The sequence below is a fragment of the Arthrobacter sp. StoSoilB20 genome, assembly GCF_019977295.1.
Classification (GTDB): domain Bacteria; phylum Actinomycetota; class Actinomycetes; order Actinomycetales; family Micrococcaceae; genus Arthrobacter; species Arthrobacter nicotinovorans_A.
Genome location: NZ_AP024651.1, coordinates 4512602 through 4526983 on the forward strand (window position 1 = coordinate 4512602; position 14382 = coordinate 4526983).

The 14382-nt window shown below is 63.7% G+C and carries 15 protein-coding genes and 1 pseudogene; 5 read left to right on the forward strand and 11 right to left on the reverse strand.

Features of this window, described 5'->3' with window-relative positions:
• Positions 1–3 precede the first annotated feature (3 nt).
• The 4 genes from hpaD to LDN85_RS20585 form a co-directional block, all read right to left on the reverse strand.
• Positions 4–1101 carry a 3,4-dihydroxyphenylacetate 2,3-dioxygenase gene (hpaD, locus tag LDN85_RS20570; RefSeq protein ID WP_091553291.1) on the reverse strand — a complete coding sequence of 366 codons (1098 nt, stop codon included), beginning with the start codon at positions 1099–1101 and terminating at the stop codon, positions 4–6.
• Between the two features lie 103 nt (positions 1102–1204).
• Positions 1205–2716, reverse strand: coding sequence for a 5-carboxymethyl-2-hydroxymuconate semialdehyde dehydrogenase (gene hpaE, locus LDN85_RS20575; RefSeq protein ID WP_026543055.1), 1512 nt, complete (start codon positions 2714–2716; stop codon positions 1205–1207).
• 26 nt (positions 2717–2742) lie between these two features.
• Complete coding sequence (locus tag LDN85_RS20580; RefSeq protein WP_026543056.1) at positions 2743–3426, reverse strand: GntR family transcriptional regulator; 684 nt, start codon at positions 3424–3426, stop codon at positions 2743–2745.
• Positions 3419–4903: a fumarylacetoacetate hydrolase family protein gene (locus LDN85_RS20585; protein ID WP_263422099.1), complete on the reverse strand. Its 1485-nt coding sequence runs from the start codon at positions 4901–4903 to the stop codon at positions 3419–3421. Before LDN85_RS20585 ends, LDN85_RS20580 begins: the two co-directional genes overlap by 8 nt.
• A gap of 252 nt (positions 4904–5155) precedes the next feature.
• On the opposite strand from LDN85_RS20585, the gene LDN85_RS20590 reads away from it, so the two are divergent.
• Both LDN85_RS20590 and LDN85_RS20595 read left to right on the forward strand, forming a co-directional pair.
• Complete coding sequence (locus tag LDN85_RS20590) at positions 5156–5725, forward strand: YdeI/OmpD-associated family protein (protein WP_223944051.1); 570 nt, start codon at positions 5156–5158, stop codon at positions 5723–5725.
• A gap of 42 nt (positions 5726–5767) precedes the next feature.
• Positions 5768–6472: an alpha/beta hydrolase gene (locus LDN85_RS20595; RefSeq protein WP_223944053.1), complete on the forward strand. Its 705-nt coding sequence runs from the start codon at positions 5768–5770 to the stop codon at positions 6470–6472.
• A gap of 40 nt (positions 6473–6512) precedes the next feature.
• On the opposite strand, the gene LDN85_RS20600 is transcribed toward LDN85_RS20595, so the two are convergent.
• Positions 6513–7016, reverse strand: coding sequence for a hypothetical protein (locus LDN85_RS20600; RefSeq protein ID WP_091553301.1), 504 nt, complete (start codon positions 7014–7016; stop codon positions 6513–6515).
• 605 nt (positions 7017–7621) lie between these two features.
• On the opposite strand from LDN85_RS20600, the gene LDN85_RS20605 reads away from it, so the two are divergent.
• From LDN85_RS20605 to LDN85_RS20615, 3 genes are all read left to right on the forward strand, one after another.
• Complete coding sequence (locus LDN85_RS20605; protein ID WP_026543060.1) at positions 7622–7891, forward strand: GlsB/YeaQ/YmgE family stress response membrane protein; 270 nt, start codon at positions 7622–7624, stop codon at positions 7889–7891.
• Entirely contained in the window at positions 7884–8144 is a 261-nt protein-coding gene (locus LDN85_RS20610) for a hypothetical protein (RefSeq protein WP_223944054.1), read from the forward strand. Before LDN85_RS20605 ends, LDN85_RS20610 begins: the two co-directional genes overlap by 8 nt.
• A gap of 349 nt (positions 8145–8493) precedes the next feature.
• Complete coding sequence (locus LDN85_RS20615; RefSeq protein WP_026543062.1) at positions 8494–9363, forward strand: AraC family transcriptional regulator; 870 nt, start codon at positions 8494–8496, stop codon at positions 9361–9363.
• Between the two features lie 32 nt (positions 9364–9395).
• On the opposite strand, the gene LDN85_RS20620 is transcribed toward LDN85_RS20615, so the two are convergent.
• The 6 genes and pseudogenes from LDN85_RS20620 to LDN85_RS21960 all read right to left on the reverse strand — a co-directional run.
• Positions 9396–9959, reverse strand: a complete 564-nt coding sequence (locus LDN85_RS20620; RefSeq protein ID WP_223944057.1) for an isochorismatase family cysteine hydrolase — start codon at positions 9957–9959, stop codon at positions 9396–9398.
• A 39-nt stretch (positions 9960–9998) separates the two neighbouring features.
• A complete protein-coding gene (locus tag LDN85_RS20625; RefSeq protein ID WP_223944059.1) occupies positions 9999–10925 on the reverse strand; it encodes an SDR family oxidoreductase in 927 nt (308 codons plus the stop codon).
• A 79-nt stretch (positions 10926–11004) separates the two neighbouring features.
• On the reverse strand, positions 11005–11805 hold the full coding sequence (locus LDN85_RS20630; protein ID WP_026548520.1) for a DUF1206 domain-containing protein: 801 nt from the start codon (positions 11803–11805) through the stop codon (positions 11005–11007).
• Positions 11806–11939: 134 nt separating this feature from the next.
• Positions 11940–12128 (reverse strand): hypothetical protein, encoded by a 189-nt coding sequence (locus LDN85_RS20635; RefSeq protein WP_026543066.1) that lies wholly within the window; start codon positions 12126–12128, stop codon positions 11940–11942.
• A gap of 120 nt (positions 12129–12248) precedes the next feature.
• The gene (locus LDN85_RS20640; RefSeq protein ID WP_263422075.1) at positions 12249–13580 is read right to left on the reverse strand and encodes a DUF2264 domain-containing protein; all 1332 of its coding nucleotides are present in this window, start codon (positions 13578–13580) and stop codon (positions 12249–12251) included.
• A pseudogene (locus LDN85_RS21960) lies at positions 13489–14238 on the reverse strand (DUF2264 domain-containing protein); the annotation flags it as partial. The pseudogene LDN85_RS21960 and the gene LDN85_RS20640, both read right to left, overlap by 92 nt.
• Positions 14239–14382 lie beyond the last annotated feature (144 nt).

The window sequence follows — 14382 nt, forward strand, 5'->3', positions numbered from 1 at the left end:
GGCTTAGACCTGCGCTCCGAGCTTGAAGCCCTCGGCCGCTTCATCCGAGTCGCCCGAGGGGCGGGTGTAGGAGAAGCCGTCGGCGCCCACGGTGACTGCCATTTCGGACTTGTCCTCGCGCTCGATGATCGGCTGCGGGTTGCCGTCGAGGTCCAGGACCAGGGAGGCCTCGGTGTACCAGGACGGGACCACGGGGTTGCCCCACCAGTCGCGGCGCTGGTTGTCGTGGACGTCCCAGGTGACGGTGGGGTTGTCCGGATCGCCGGTGTAGTAGTCCTGGGTGTAGATCTCCACGCGGTGACCATCCGGGTCAAGGATGTAGAGGTAGAACGCGTTGGACACACCGTGGCGTCCGGGGCCACGCTCAATCCGGTCCGAGATGCGCAGGGCACCCATCTTGTCGCAGATCTGGATGATGTTGTGCTTCTCGTGCGTGGAGAAGGCGATGTGGTGCAGGCGCGGGCCGTTGCCACCGGTCAGGGCGGTATCGTGCACAGTCTGCTTGCGGTGCATCCACGCCGCGTACGTGACGCCGTCGGAATCCTTGATGTCCTCGGAGACGCGGAAGCCGAGGTCTTCCAGGTACTTGCGGCCGCGCGGGACGTCCGGGGTGACCTGGTTGAAGTGGTCCAGCCGGACCAGTTCCCCGGCGGAGTAGAGGTCGTAGCGCTGGGTGAGGCGTTCCACGTGCTCAACGTCGTAGAAGAACTCGTAGGGGAAGCCCAGCGGGTCTTCCACGCGGACGGAGTCGCCCACGCCCTTGGTGAAGCCTTCCTTGCGGCGTTCCACCCGGCAGCCGAGTTCGCGGTAGTACGCCTCGGCGGCGTCCACCTCTGCCGGGGACTTCACCCGGTAGGCGAAGGCTGCAGCAGCGGCGACCGGGCCCTTGCGGAGGACCAGGTTGTGGTGGATGAATTCCTCGAAGGAACGCAGGTAGATGGTGTTCTCATCTTCCTCGGTCACGTGCAGGCCCAGGAGGTCCACATAGAAAGCGCGGGACTTGGCCAGGTCCGTGACCACCAGTTCCAGGTAGGCGCAGCGGACGATGTCCGGTGCCGGGACTGTGGGAGTAGGGATGGGGCCGGTGAAGGGGGTGCTCATGGGATTCTCTCTTCGTTGAAAGGGTCAGTTGGATGGAGTTTTTGTACAGATACGGCCCTTTAGAAGGGGTATTAGGGGCGTTATCTGTACAAAAACTCCGAGTTTAGGCGCCGAATTTGGGCGTGTGGACCGAACCGAGCGTGATGTGCACGGCCTGCTGGTCGGTGTAGAAATCGATGGAACGGTAGCCGCCCTCATGGCCCAGTCCGGAGGCCTTGACGCCACCGAACGGGGTGCGAAGATCACGGACGTTGTGGCTGTTGAGCCACACCATGCCGGCCTCCACGTTCTGGGAGAAGTTATGGGCCCGGGTCAGGTTCTGGGTCCAGATGTAGGCCGCCAGGCCGTACTTGGTGTTGTTGGCCAAGGCGAGGGCTTCGTCGTCGTTCTCGAAGGGCGTGATGGCCACGACGGGACCGAAGATTTCCTCCTGGAAGATCCGCGCGTCAGGCGCGACGTCGGCAAACACCGTGGGTGCGATGTAGTTGCCTTCGGGAAGGTGGTCGGGTCGGCCGCCGCCGGCCAGGAGCCGGCCTTCGGACTTGCCGATCTCCACGTAGGAAGCCACCTTGTTGTAGTGCTCCGGGTGGACCAGCGCACCCACCTGGGTCTTGGGATCGTGGGGGTCACCCACCACGATGTTCTTGGCCCGGGCGGCGTACTTTTCGCAGAATTCGTCGTAGATGGCCCGTTCCACCAGGATGCGGGATCCGGCGGTGCAGCGTTCGCCGTTGAGGGAGAACACACCGAACAGCGCGGAGTCGATCGCGGCATCCAGGTCGGCGTCGGCGAACACGACGCACGGGGACTTGCCGCCGAGCTCCATGGACAGGCCCTTGAGGTTGGCTGCGGCGTTGCGGAAGATGGTCTGGCCTGTGGTGGTCTCGCCGGTGAAGGAGATCAGCGGCACGTCCGGGTGCTTCACCAGCGCGTCACCGGCTTCTTCGCCGAGGCCGTTCACCAGGTTGAACACACCGTCGGGCAGCCCTGCGTCCTTGAAGATCTGCGCCCAGAGTGAAGCGGAGAGCGGGGTGAACTCGGCCGGTTTCAGTACTACGGTGTTGCCGGTGGCCAGGGCGGGGGCGAGCTTCCAGGACTCCAGCATGAACGGGGTGTTCCACGGGGTGATCAGGCCTGCGACGCCGATCGGCTTGCGGTTCACGTAGTTGATCTGTGAGCCGGGGACCTTCATGGCGTCATCGAACTGGGCCACGATCAGGTCCGCAAAGAAGCGGAAGTTCTCGGCTGCGCGGAGCGCCTGGCCCTTGGCCTGGGTGATCGGGAGGCCGGTATCGAACGTCTCGAGTTCGGCCAGGCGGGCTTCCTGTGCTTCGACCGCGTCGGCGATCTTGTTCAGCACGCGGGCACGTTCGCGGGGCTTCATCTTCGGCCAGGGACCGTTGACGAATGCTTCGCGGGCTGCGGCGACGGCGAGGTCGATGTCTTCCTTCTGGCCGGCCGCAGCGGTGGCGTAGTTGCCGTTGGATACCGGGTCCAGGACATCGAAGGTCTTGCCCGAGATGGAGTCAACGAACTCGCCGTTGATGAAGTGCTGGATGTGGGAGGGCAGGTTCTCGGGGATGTAGTGCTTGGTGGTCTCTACTGAGGTCGTCATCGTTGTCTTCCTTTTCTTCCAAAGCTTTAGTTGGTAGTGGAGAGGTACGCGTCCAGGGTTGCGGCGCGGTGTTGGCGGGCTGCTTTTTCAATGGTGTCGGCGTCTGCTGCATTCTCGATCAGCTGCAGCAGGGCCTCATGTTCGCGCACCGATTCCTGCGCCCGGCCGGGAACGAACCGGAACGTGGAGGACCGGATGGAGGCCAGCCGGTTCCAGCCCCGGTGGACCAGGTCCAGGATGTGCGGATTGGGGCAGTGTTCAAACAGGACGCTGTGGAAGTCCTGGTTCAGCGCGGTGAAACGCACGGGATCAAAGTGCTCCAGGCACTCACGCATCTCTTCGTTCACCGCACGGGCCCGGGCAATGGAGATTGAATCGATCAGCGGGGCGGACAACGCGGTGGCGGCGCCCTCCACGATGCTCAGGGTCTGCATGGTGTACAGGTACTCGGTGGGGTCGATCCCGGACACCGTGGCGCCCACGTTCCGCTCGAACTTCACCAGCCCTTCGGCTTCCAGGCGGCGGATCGCTTCGCGGACCGGGACCACGCTGAAGCCCAGGTCCTCGGCGATCTTGGCCAGCACCAGCCGGTAACCCGGCGTGTAGGTGCCCTCCACGATCCTTGCCTTCACGGCGGCATAAGCCTGCTGGGACTTGCTTTGGGCACCGGCGTTGTCGACGGCGGCACTTCCGACGGCGGTTTCACTCACCTGAGGCTCCCTGCTTGCTCTGCCACTCCGCTGTTACCCACTCCGCGTAGCGGGCCTGCCATTCCTTGTTCATGGGGTACAGCCCGTCCACGCTGTTGCCTTCCTGGACCATCCGGAAAATGAACGTCTCTTCTTTTTCCTGCTGAATGCAGTCATCCACGAGTTCTTCGGCGATGGCCGGGGGGATCACCAGGATGCCGTCGGAGTCGGCCACGATGATGTCGCCGGGCTGAACGGTTGCTCCCCCGCAGGCGATGGTGATGTCGGTGTCCCACGGAATGTGGCGGCGGCCCAGCACTGCCGGGTGCGGGTTGGCGAAGTAGGTGGGCATCTCCAGGTCGGCCACTGCAGAGTAGTCGCGGACGCCGCCGTCGGTAATGATGGCCGCTGCCCCGCGGACCTGGGCGCGCAGCGCGAGGATGTCCCCCACCGTGCCTGTGCCCTTCTCGCCGCGGGCTTCCATGACCAGGATTTCGCCTTCGTTCACGGAATCGATGGCCTGCTTTTGGGCGTTGAAGCCGCCGCCGTGGGTCTTGAAGAGGTCTTCACGGTTGGGAACGTAGCGGAGGGTCCGGGCCAGGCCTACTACCTTGCGGTCCGGGCGGGTGGCCTGCAAGCCGTCAATGCTCACGTTGTTGAGCCCGCGCTTGCGGAGCTGGGACGAGAGTGTGGCGGTAGCGACGGACTCAAGCTTCGCCTTCAGCTCAGGAGTCAGCACGCTCGTGGCAGCCTCCTGTCCTGCAGGCAGCCCGGCGGCCTCCCGGGAACCGTAGGCCTCTTCCCGCTGGGTGTCATCTGTCTTGGGCCGGGCACCGAAGTCCGCGAACGGCGTCGTGCCTTCCGTTACTTTGGTGACCAGGCGGCCGCTGCTGAATCCACCTCCGGTGACCTCAATCTCGACGACGTCACCTGGCTTGGCAACGGAGGCTCCGGCGGGGGTGCCGGTGAGGATGATGTCACCCTCTTCGAGCGTGAGCAGCTGGGAGAGGTCCGCGACGAGTTGGGCGAAGGGGAAGAGCAGGTCCTCGGTGGTGTCGTCCTGGACGAGGTCTCCGTTGTGCCAGGTACGGATCTGCAGCTGTGCGGGATCAACAGCATCGGCCGGAATCAGCGCGGGACCAAAGGGAGTGAAACCGTCGCCGCCCTTGGACCGGACGTTGGAGCCCTTGTCTGCGTAGCGGAGGTCGTACACACCGAGGTCGTTGGACGCCGTGACCCATTCGACGTGGCTCCAGGCGTTCTCAAGACTGACGCGGCGGGCTGACTTGCCGATGACCAGAGCGATCTCGCCCTCGTAGCCGAGGAGTTCACAGCCGGCGGGGCGTTCCACCGATCCGGGGGCGTCCGTGGAGCCGAGTGCCAGCGACGAGGAAGGCTTCAGGAAGTAGGACGGCTGCCCGGGAGTGCGTCCGCGCTGGGCCGCCCGGCTGGGGTAGTTGATGTGGACGGCAATGACTTTGCGCGTCCGGGCCAGCATGTCCTGGCTGATCTCCTGGGTCCGGAACTCCAGTGTCACGGCGCCTCCTCTTCGTCCAACTGCATCAAGTACGAAATCGTATACGATAACTATGGACTGGGAACGTGACCTGCGTCAACCCCTTTCCGGGACCCAAATCCTCGCCTACGTAGGTAGCAGTCGACGTGGTTGCCGGCACTGAAAACAGCGCCAATTGCTCCTAACTTGGAGGATGCTGGGAGAAGGCGAAGGGCAACGGAGGGAGGAGCGGCCGTGGAGCACGATGACGCACGGGAATTGCTGCGGTTTGCCGGCGGCACGGAATGGGAACAGTGGCTCGCCGCGAACCACGACACCAAGACCGAGGCGTGGCTGGTGATCGGCAAGAAGAACGCGGGGACCGGCCTCATCGACATCCAGGACGCCTTGGACGGCGCACTGTGTTTCGGCTGGATTGATGGCCAACGCAAGGGCCATGACCCCAAGACCTTCCTGCAAAGGTATTCGCGGCGTCGGGCCGGAAGTTCCTGGTCGCAGGTGAACGTGGGCAAAGTTGCCCGGCTGATCGAGGCCGGACGCATGCACCCTGCAGGCATAGCCGAAATTGAGTCAGCCAAAGCCGACGGCCGCTGGGAATCGGCCTACGTTTCGCAGGCCAAGGCCGAGGTTCCCGAGGACCTTGAAGCCGCCCTGGCAGGAAACAGTGGTGCCCGGGAAGCCTTTGAACAGCTGGGCAAGACTGACCGGTACCTCCTCATCCTGCCGATACTCAAAGCCCGGACAACCGGGTCGCGCGCCGGGATTCTGGCAAAGACGGTGCAGAAGTTGGCGGAAGGAAAGTAGCCACTCCTACAAACTGTCGGCGGGCTCCCGTAGGGTACCCGCATGGACATCATCCTCGTACCCGGTTTCTGGTTGGACGCCTCATCGTGGGAGGAGGTGGCTCCCCCGCTGGTGGCGGCCGGACATACGGTGCACCCGCTGACCTTGCCTGGATTGGAATCAGCCGATGCACCCCGCGCCGGCATAGGACTTCGCACGCACATCGACGCCGTGGTTGCCGCGGTGGATGCCCTGGAAGGCAAGGTGGTCCTGGTGGGCCACTCGGGCGGCGGCGCCATCATCCACGGCGTGGCAGACGCCCGGCCGGACCGGGTGGCCCGCGCTATATACGTCGACAGCGGTCCGCTCGGTGAGGGCGGGGTCATCAATGACGAACTGCCCGACGACGGCGATGAGATCCCACTGCCGCCGTGGGAATTGTTCGAGGACGAGGACCTTGTTGACCTGACGGATGAGCTGAAGGACGCCTTCCGTGCCCGCGCCATCCCCGAACCAAAGGGAGTGGCCTGCGACCAGCAGCATTTGGGCGACGTCCGCCGCTACGACGTTCCGGCCACCATCATCGCGTGCCAGTTCCCGTCCTCGCTCCTTAAGGAATGGATGGACGCCGGGCACCCCTTCACCGCTGAGCTCGCGCGGATCCGGGATGTCGATTACATCGACCTCCCCACAGGCCACTGGCCACAATTCACCAGGCCCACAGAGTTGGGCGAGGCAATTGTGGCCAGCGTGGAACGCGGAAAATAGAGCCCGACGCCGGCACTTGCCGGCGTCGGGTCAGCTTAGGTCAGGCCTTGGGCGGCGTATTGGTGGCCGGCCCTTCCGGCGCTGCGCCGCCCTCGTCCGTCCAGTCGCTTCCGGTGGTGTCATCCCGGGCAGGGTCCGACACGACATCGGATTCGACGCCGGTCGCTGCGGGAACGGGGGTGACAGTGGGAACGGTGGTGACGGTCGGCCCGCTTGTTGAGGTTCTGCTGGTTGAGCTACCACTGTTTGAGGCACCGCTGTTTGAGGCACCGGGCTTCTGCTCCGACTTCGGCGAGGTGATGCCCGGCAGGACGGCTTCGGCCTTCTCCAGCAGTTTCTTGCCGGCCTCATAGAGGTTATCCAGGATGTCCGGGACTGATTCCTGGACAGCTTCGGCGGCATGATGGACGTTGTCCTGGACCTCCGGGTTCTTGAGCACCTTTTCGGTGCCCCCGCGGAGTCGCTTGTACACCTCCGGCCAGGATTTTGATCCCCATACGTAGCCGACGGCCACTCCAACGGCGAACAATGCTTTCCCTTTCACAGGAATCACTCCTTTCGAGGCGTTATTCCTCGACACTAGCCCCGCGGGCCTTGCGCTGTCACCTGCATATTACAATCCTTGCGTTTATGGATCATTTGCATGCCAGGCGCAATGGACTAAACTGTCATGCCATCCAAGGGACGCCCGCAGGAAATATACCCGTCGGGAAGTTCCGTAAAGCATCAGTTTCATGAGCCGAGGAGTGATAACCATGGCACCGGACCACGGAAGCCGGAACGCTGCTGAAGGGGTAGTCGACGGGCCAGGAGGGGCCCGCCATTGCACCCCTGGAGCAGTTCCAACCCTCGAATCCCCGTGATATCGGGCCGGTGGCCGAGGCAGGTAGATAGTCAGGTTACTTGCTACTAGTGCCTCGAACGGCTAGCGTTGCAGTTGTAGTACTGAGCCCGACCCCCCATCGGGAGGAGTGCTGTATTGAACGCAATGACAATTTCATCGGGGTTTTACCACTGTTCCACTCCCCGTATTCCATTTGCCTCTCAGGGGCAACATATCGGTGCCTAAAATCGGGAACAGGCACCCGATGAAGTGAACCGCTTCACCACGTTCATGGAATTTCCATCAACAAGAAAGTAGGAGCAAAAATGGGTTTCTTTGGTTTTCTTTTGCTCGGTCTCCTGGCCGGTGCCATCGCCAAGCTTATTCTTCCGGGCCGTCAGGGTGGCGGCTGGTTCGTGACCCTCCTGTTGGGCGTCGTCGGCGCACTTCTGGGCGGCTGGATCGGTGGCCTCATCTTCGGCACCGGACTTCAGGAATTCTTCTCGCTGACCACGTGGCTCCTCGCTATCGGTGGCTCCATCATCGTGCTGCTGATCTACGGCCTGGTCACCAGCCGCAGGACCCACCATGGCTGACACCCCGAACCACGACGCCAACGGCGAGGAACTCGAGGGGCAGTACTCCGAGGGCGACTACGGTGATTCCGGAGTATCCCCCGAGACCCTGAAGGAGGACGCCGGAGGAGACTACACCGCCGGCGACTACGCCGAAAAGACGGTGCCTTCGGCCGATGCCGAACTGGACGAGAACAATACGGAAGACACCCCTCGGGACCGGCCCTTCTCATCGGAACCCGATGAAGAAGCATCCGGCTCCAGTCGGCCGTAATGAGTGACCGGTAGAAACCGAACCGGTATCAACTGAAAAACACCAAGGACCCGGAGTGCTGCAGCCGCAGCCTCCGGGTCCTTGCGTTGTGTCCAGCCCCCGAGCCGGTCCTGCCCGGCACTGGGACCGGCCCCGCCCCGGCCCCCTGAACGCTTCCGCGGATCGGCAGGTAATGCCCCGCGGGGTACGCCCCAACCCGCCGGGTATGCGCCAACCCGCGGGCGCGCGCCGGGCCTGATACTTTCGGGCAAGGATAGGTGGGGTATCGGCCCCAGACCCTGCGTAGCGTCAGAGGCAGGAACGAAGACACAGCAGGCCGAACCAGGCGGCACGAGGGAGCGCAAACAGTATGCAGGAATGGAACCGGGCCATCGAGGCAATCGAGGCGGACCTCACGGCAGAGATCGACGTGGGGACTTTGGCCCGGATCGCCCTGACATCCGAATATCACTTCCGGCGGATGTTCTCGTCCTTGGCCGGGCTGCCGGTTTCGGAGTACATCCGGAGGCGCCGCCTGACGGCAGCCACAGCGGAAATCATCGACGGCGGCACTGTCCTGGCCGTTGCTGTCCGATACGGCTACGCCTCCGCCGAGGCGTTCACCAGGGCATTCAAGGCCATGCACGGCCTTACTCCCTCTGAAGCAAGGCAAGCCGGGGCTGTTCTTCATTCCCAACCTCAATTGAGGTTCCACCTACGAGTCGAAGGGAACACCGACATGAAGCACCGTATTGAAGACAAGCCCGCTTTCCGCCTTATTGGCCTGAAAGCCCGCGTCCCCCTGGTCCACGAAGGCCCGAACCAGGCCATCATCGATTTCCAGCGGAGCCTGGACCCCGCTCACACCCAGCGCTTACTGAAACTGGCAGATATGGAACCGGCAGGCCCGCTGTCCGTCACCGACAACATCGATGAGCAGCGCAGCGAAGGAAGCGGACTGGACTACTGGCATGCGGTGGCATCCAGCCAGCCGGCACCGGAGGAATTCGCGGCCATGGACGTTCCAGCAGGCCTATGGGTGGTTTTCGAAACTGAAGGAAAGTTCCCGGAAGTCCTGCAAAGCATGTGGGCGGACGCAGCCACCGAGTGGTTCCCGGCCAACCCATACCGGTGGGCACCCGGCCCTGAAATGCTCAGCGTCCAAGTGGAGGCCGGTGGCACGCACGGCCGCGGGCAGCTGTGGATTCCGGTGGAACGGGAAGAACCCGGCACGCGGTAAGGACCGGGGCACAGCAAGCCCAGGCTAGCGGGCTAAGCTGACCGCTCCGATTCCAGGAACAGCAGGATCTCTTCCAGCGGCAGCACGGCCTGGCGGTATTCGCGGGTGAAGACCCGCAGTACCGATTCGGCGGCTTCAGCGTTTTCGGTACCGATGGCCTCGGCCGCGTAGACCACCCTGATGTTGTGGGCAAAAGCGTCGGCTGCGGTCTGCGCGATGCAGTTGTGGGCCGAAATCCCTGCCAGCACTACAGTGTCCACACCCCAATTCCTGAGGCGCATGGCGAGGTCGGTGCCGAAAAAAGCGCTGTCACGGGTCTTGATGAGCCGGGGAAAATCGGCAGTGAGCAGGCCGGGGACGAACTCTGCCTGCTCACTGCCCCTGAAGATGAAGCCTTGATCGTCGTCGAGCATGTTCAGGGACCAGGTGGATTTGTCCCGTTCATGCACGGTTCCCACCAGGAGGACTTTGGCGCCCGCTTCGCTCGCTGCGCTGGTCAGGGAGTTGCAGGCAGCAACAACCTCGTCCTGGCGGGACTTTAAGGCAGGATCCTCGAAGTAGGCATTCTGCATGTCGATGACCAGTACTGCGATCATGGCAGACCTCCGATCATGACAGACCTCCGATCACGCGGTTCACAGTCCTTTGCCTCCCGTCACAGGAAGCACGGCTCCGGAAATGTAGGACCCTTCATCCGAGGCGAGCAACACATAGGCCGGAGCCAGCTCGGCCGGCTGACCTGCCCTGCCCAGCGGCGTGTCCTGGCCAAAGGTGGGGAGCTTGTCCGGCCATTCCGTGGCGGGAATCAACGGGGTCCACACGGGCCCGGGAGCCACGGCATTGACCCGGATTCCCTTGGGTCCCAGTTCTTCGGCCATGGCCTTGGTGAAGGCCAGTTGGGCTGCCTTGGTCATGGCGTAATCCACCAACTGGGCCGAAGGGTTGAAGGCCTGGATGGAGGCCGTAACAATAATCGATGCGCCTGGCCGGAGATGTGGAATGGCTGCCTGGGCTGTCCAGATGAGTGAGTAGAGGTTGGTCTTGAAGACGCGATCGAATTCTTCGGTGGGGATTGTTTCCAGGCCTTCGCGGTTCTTCTGGTAAGCCGCGTTCAGCACCACCACATGGAGACCGCCCAGTTCCTGCACTGTCCGTTCCACGATTTCATTGGCGAAAGCCTCGTCCCGCGCGTCCCCTGGCATCAGGAGTGCCTGCGAACCGCATTCGCGGATCCATTCCGCCGTCGACCTCGCGTCTTCTTCTTCCTCCGGAAGGTAGCTGATGGCCACATTGGCACCTTCGCGGGCATAGGCGATGGCCACGGCAGCGCCGATGCCGGAGTCTCCACCCGTGATCAGGGCAGTCTTGCCTTGCAGCCGGCCGTGTCCCACGTAGCTTTTCTCGCCGTGGTCCGGTTGGGGATCCAAGGGCGCGGTCAGGCCGGGCTGCTGCTGCTCCTGTTGCGGGAAGGTACCGGAGTGGTACCCGCTGCGGGGATCCGTGGGCGGTGAGGTCAACGGTGTCTTTGACTGGCCGGAGTTGTTCGGGTCGTGGTGGGTCATGGTTGTTCCTTACCCGTATTCGCCGCCGCCTAACCCTCCGGGCCGCCTTATGGAAAACCAAGTCCGCCTTTTCGTACAACTACGTCCGCAGGGTCCGTGCCTTGACCATCAGGAACAGGCCGTAGGCCATCAGGCCCACAGCCACAGCGGCCAGCAAGTACACCCCGTAAGGCTGCTCCCTGAGTGCCTTCAAACTGCCGTCGAGCCCGGTGGACTGTTCAGGTTGGGCGCGCACCGAGGCAATGATTACCAGCAGGCCCACCAGGAAGAGGGCAATCCCCTTGGCGATGTAACCCACTATGCCTACCCCCAGTTGGAATTTCCGTACGGAGGTGTTGGAGGACAAGGTGAGGTCCTTGGTGAATTTCTGTCGGAAGCCGCGCACTGCGAAGACGATGCCCGTGATCGCGATGCCGGCCCCCACAGCCACCAGCAAAAACACGCCAAACGGTGCTTTAAGGAGTGTGACAGTGAAGTCGCTGCTGGACTCCCGGCTGTTCTGGCCCTTGCCTGCAATGAAGGAGACGATCGTGGAGGCGAGTGCAGCGAAGACGATCGCCTGTCCTATTGCGGAGAGTTTCTTGGTGATTTTGTCCGAGCCGTTCCGGTGGCCAAGGATGGCGTTTCCCAGTTGCCACAGCGCCAGTGCTGCGCAGGCGCCGAAGCAGGCCCAGAGCAGGAGCGGGCCGTACGGCTGGCTGGCCAGGGACGTCACGGCCCCGCTGACATCGGCTTCGCCGCTGCTTCCGAACGCCACTTGGAGGGCGATGACCCCAATGAGCACGTGCAGGAGCCCGCTGACCACGTAGCCGCCGCGCGCGACAGCGGCGAAAGCCTGCGAATTCGACGCTTCCTCGGCCACATCGGCGGCCTTCCTCATCTCTTCCTTGATGACAAGTCTCCTTATTTATTGAGCTGTCTCCATCGTCCCTTAAATGAAGCAGGGCAGGTACCTCCCCGATGCTGGAGGTACCTGCCCGTTTCAAAACTCCGTGGCTCCCGGGATCAGTAAACCTAGAACCCGACCACTGACTGCGGCCAAATACTGCGCAGGCCCACACCCAGCGGATTGAACTGCTCGCGGACGGCCACCCGCGTCTGGCTGAGGACCTCGCCGGCGTGGCGGACGGCTTCGGCAGAGCCGGATACTGCGTCGTGGACGGCGGTGATGCTCGAGGACTGGGTGGAAATCTGGTCCGTCATTTCGGTGGTCCTTCCTGGAAGCTCCAACAGCTGCGGTGGCTGATGTTTCAACCATCGGATGGAGTCCTCAAGAAGGGCGCCGTCTCATCTCAAGATTTGCTCAAGAATCCTGGCCAGTCCTTAGAAGGCGAACGCCACCTCCAGCGCTTGGCCCGTACCCAGGGTGAGGCGGGCACTGACACGCGTGCCGTCGTCGAACACGTCAAAAGCGGTTGAACGCCCGACGCCGGAAGGCACCCAGGCGGGCGGCTCACCTCCGAGGTACACAAGGGAGACGAAGCAGCTGCGCTCCCCGGTAAGCCGCCCCTCCAGGTAGCCGCAGGCAGCGAAGGCGCCAAATGGCGATTCCCCCTCGCCCTGGTAGACGCCGCTGTCCGTGTATCCATGGAGGGGCCAAATCGCGGTGTGCAGCCTGCCATCGCTGAGGACATGGGCGCCATTTCCCCGGGGCAAAGGTGGGTCGGCGGGCACCGGGTGGTGGTCGGCGAGCGCATATCCGCCGTCGCGGACAGCGCCACCGGAACCGGTACCGCCCGCACCGGCGGGTGCCGAACCAGAGCCGCCCGAATCAGAGCCGCCCGAACCGGCAGGGGCCGAAACGATGTGGACCCTCAGCTCGTATCCGCCTGCCGCTGCGGTTCCTGTCGCTACCCGCCACGGAGAGCCGGCGTGATCCTGGGAGTCGCTCCACACCGGAGCGTGCCAGCTCGCGGCTTGTCCTGCGCCGGCGGCAAGCCGGTGGATCCGCGAGCGCCGGCTGGGCGTCGCGGCATCATCGAGGATGGCGAAGTGGTTGTCCACGGGGTGCTCGGTGAAGAGCGGAGCGGTGTGGCTTGAGTACGCGAGCCTGCGGTACAGGGGATCGTCCGGTCCGGGGGCATAGTATTTGTCGCTGCCGTGGTTCAGGAGGCGGGCAATGCCGTCCGGGGCGGTGGAGTGAAGCAGGTAGTTGGGCGCTTCGGCATGCTTCAGCCCGTCCACCTCTTCCAACGGCGAGGGCTCCTCAACCGCCGTCCACACCGGGTGGTCAGCGGGCAGGAGCAGCCCCACGAAGGCTTTGGACGTCCAGTAGGGCGACGCCGGGCCGGAGTATTCCTGGGTCATCGATTCAAAAGCGCCGAGCCATCCCAGTGACGGCAGGCCGCCGTCGTAAGCCCCGGCGTCGAGGAAGTACTTGGCGGCGCCGCTGGCGATCCTGCGGGTCTGGCCTGGGGCGAGCGGCGTGGCGCAGATTGCCTCGCCCATGAAGAGGGGCGCGATGGCTGCGTAGCGGTAGATCAGGGAGCGGCCCTGGAACACCGGGGCGCCCGTTGGCGCCGAAGAACCTGACGTGGTCTTCCAGGAAAGCGGCGAGCCGGCTGCGGGAAATGTCCAGGCGGTGATCGGCTTGTGGATGGCGGCCGGCAGCAAATTCCGCCCACAGGATGGGGTACAGGTGCATGGCCCAGCCACAGTAGTAATCGAAGAAATCTCCGGTGCCCCCGTTGTCTCCGTCCCTGTACCAGCCCCCGCCGGCGTACCAGTCATCCAGCCTGTCCAGGCCGTGGTCGATGTGGGTTGCGTTGTGTTCGAACCCTGCACCGGCCAGGAACTCGGCAATCATGACCTGGAAGAGCACCCAGTTGTTGTCCACGCAGGAGCTGCGGGAAGAACCCTGCAGCCAGCCGGCCACCTGCTCCTGCTGCCCTGCGGTAAGGGTGTCCCACAGCCAGGGCTTGGTCAGTTGGAGTCCAAGGACTATCGACGCCGCTTCCACCATGGGCTGGGATCGGTCGGTGATGGGCAGCCACGCTTCACGCCCGTCTTTCCGCGTGCCGTGGAGGAGTCCCTCGCGGTAAAGGTCGAGGTGGCCGAAGGGATCCCCGCCCTGCTCCCCCGCCACGCGGAACGCGGCCAGCAGGAACGTCCGGGCGAAGCCCTCCAGGCCGTCGGACTTAACGCCCGACGACGACGGGCGGCCGCCCAGCCGGATGGCCGCCTTCAGCGGGGAGAAGTGTGGGCGCACCGCAAGGAGTTGCTGATCGGCGAAGGAAAGCCAGTGTTCCCGTGTCCAGCCAGTGATGGGGCTGAGGTTGAAATCCGGGGCGGGCATGGTGAAGCCGATGGACATGGGTCTCCTGCGGGTAGTTCCAGCGTCACCACCCTAGGGGTGCCTGACCGGACCAGGGGCGAGCTGAACAATACTGAACACACCGCTGTGACGCAGTTCACATAAAGGGGACCGTGAGGAATCGTCGGCTGGCTGCGTCTTCTT

Coding starts and splice junctions, on each gene's coding strand:
- LDN85_RS20620 (WP_223944057.1), bottom strand. CDS start 9,959: ATGATCGCAGTACTGGTCATCGACATGCAGAATGCCTACTTCGAGGAT.
- hpaD (WP_091553291.1), bottom strand. CDS start 1,101: ATGAGCACCCCCTTCACCGGCCCCATCCCTACTCCCACAGTCCCGGCA.
- LDN85_RS20610 (WP_223944054.1), top strand. CDS start 7,884: ATGGCTGACACCCCGAACCACGACGCCAACGGCGAGGAACTCGAGGGG.
- LDN85_RS20635 (WP_026543066.1), bottom strand. CDS start 12,128: ATGACGGACCAGATTTCCACCCAGTCCTCGAGCATCACCGCCGTCCAC.
- LDN85_RS20605 (WP_026543060.1), top strand. CDS start 7,622: ATGGGTTTCTTTGGTTTTCTTTTGCTCGGTCTCCTGGCCGGTGCCATC.
- LDN85_RS20615 (WP_026543062.1), top strand. CDS start 8,494: ATGCAGGAATGGAACCGGGCCATCGAGGCAATCGAGGCGGACCTCACG.
- LDN85_RS20585 (WP_263422099.1), bottom strand. CDS start 4,903: ATGCTGGCCCGGACGCGCAAAGTCATTGCCGTCCACATCAACTACCCC.
- LDN85_RS20630 (WP_026548520.1), bottom strand. CDS start 11,805: ATGAGGAAGGCCGCCGATGTGGCCGAGGAAGCGTCGAATTCGCAGGCT.
- hpaE (WP_026543055.1), bottom strand. CDS start 2,716: ATGACGACCTCAGTAGAGACCACCAAGCACTACATCCCCGAGAACCTG.
- LDN85_RS20595 (WP_223944053.1), top strand. CDS start 5,768: ATGGACATCATCCTCGTACCCGGTTTCTGGTTGGACGCCTCATCGTGG.
- LDN85_RS20625 (WP_223944059.1), bottom strand. CDS start 10,925: ATGACCCACCACGACCCGAACAACTCCGGCCAGTCAAAGACACCGTTG.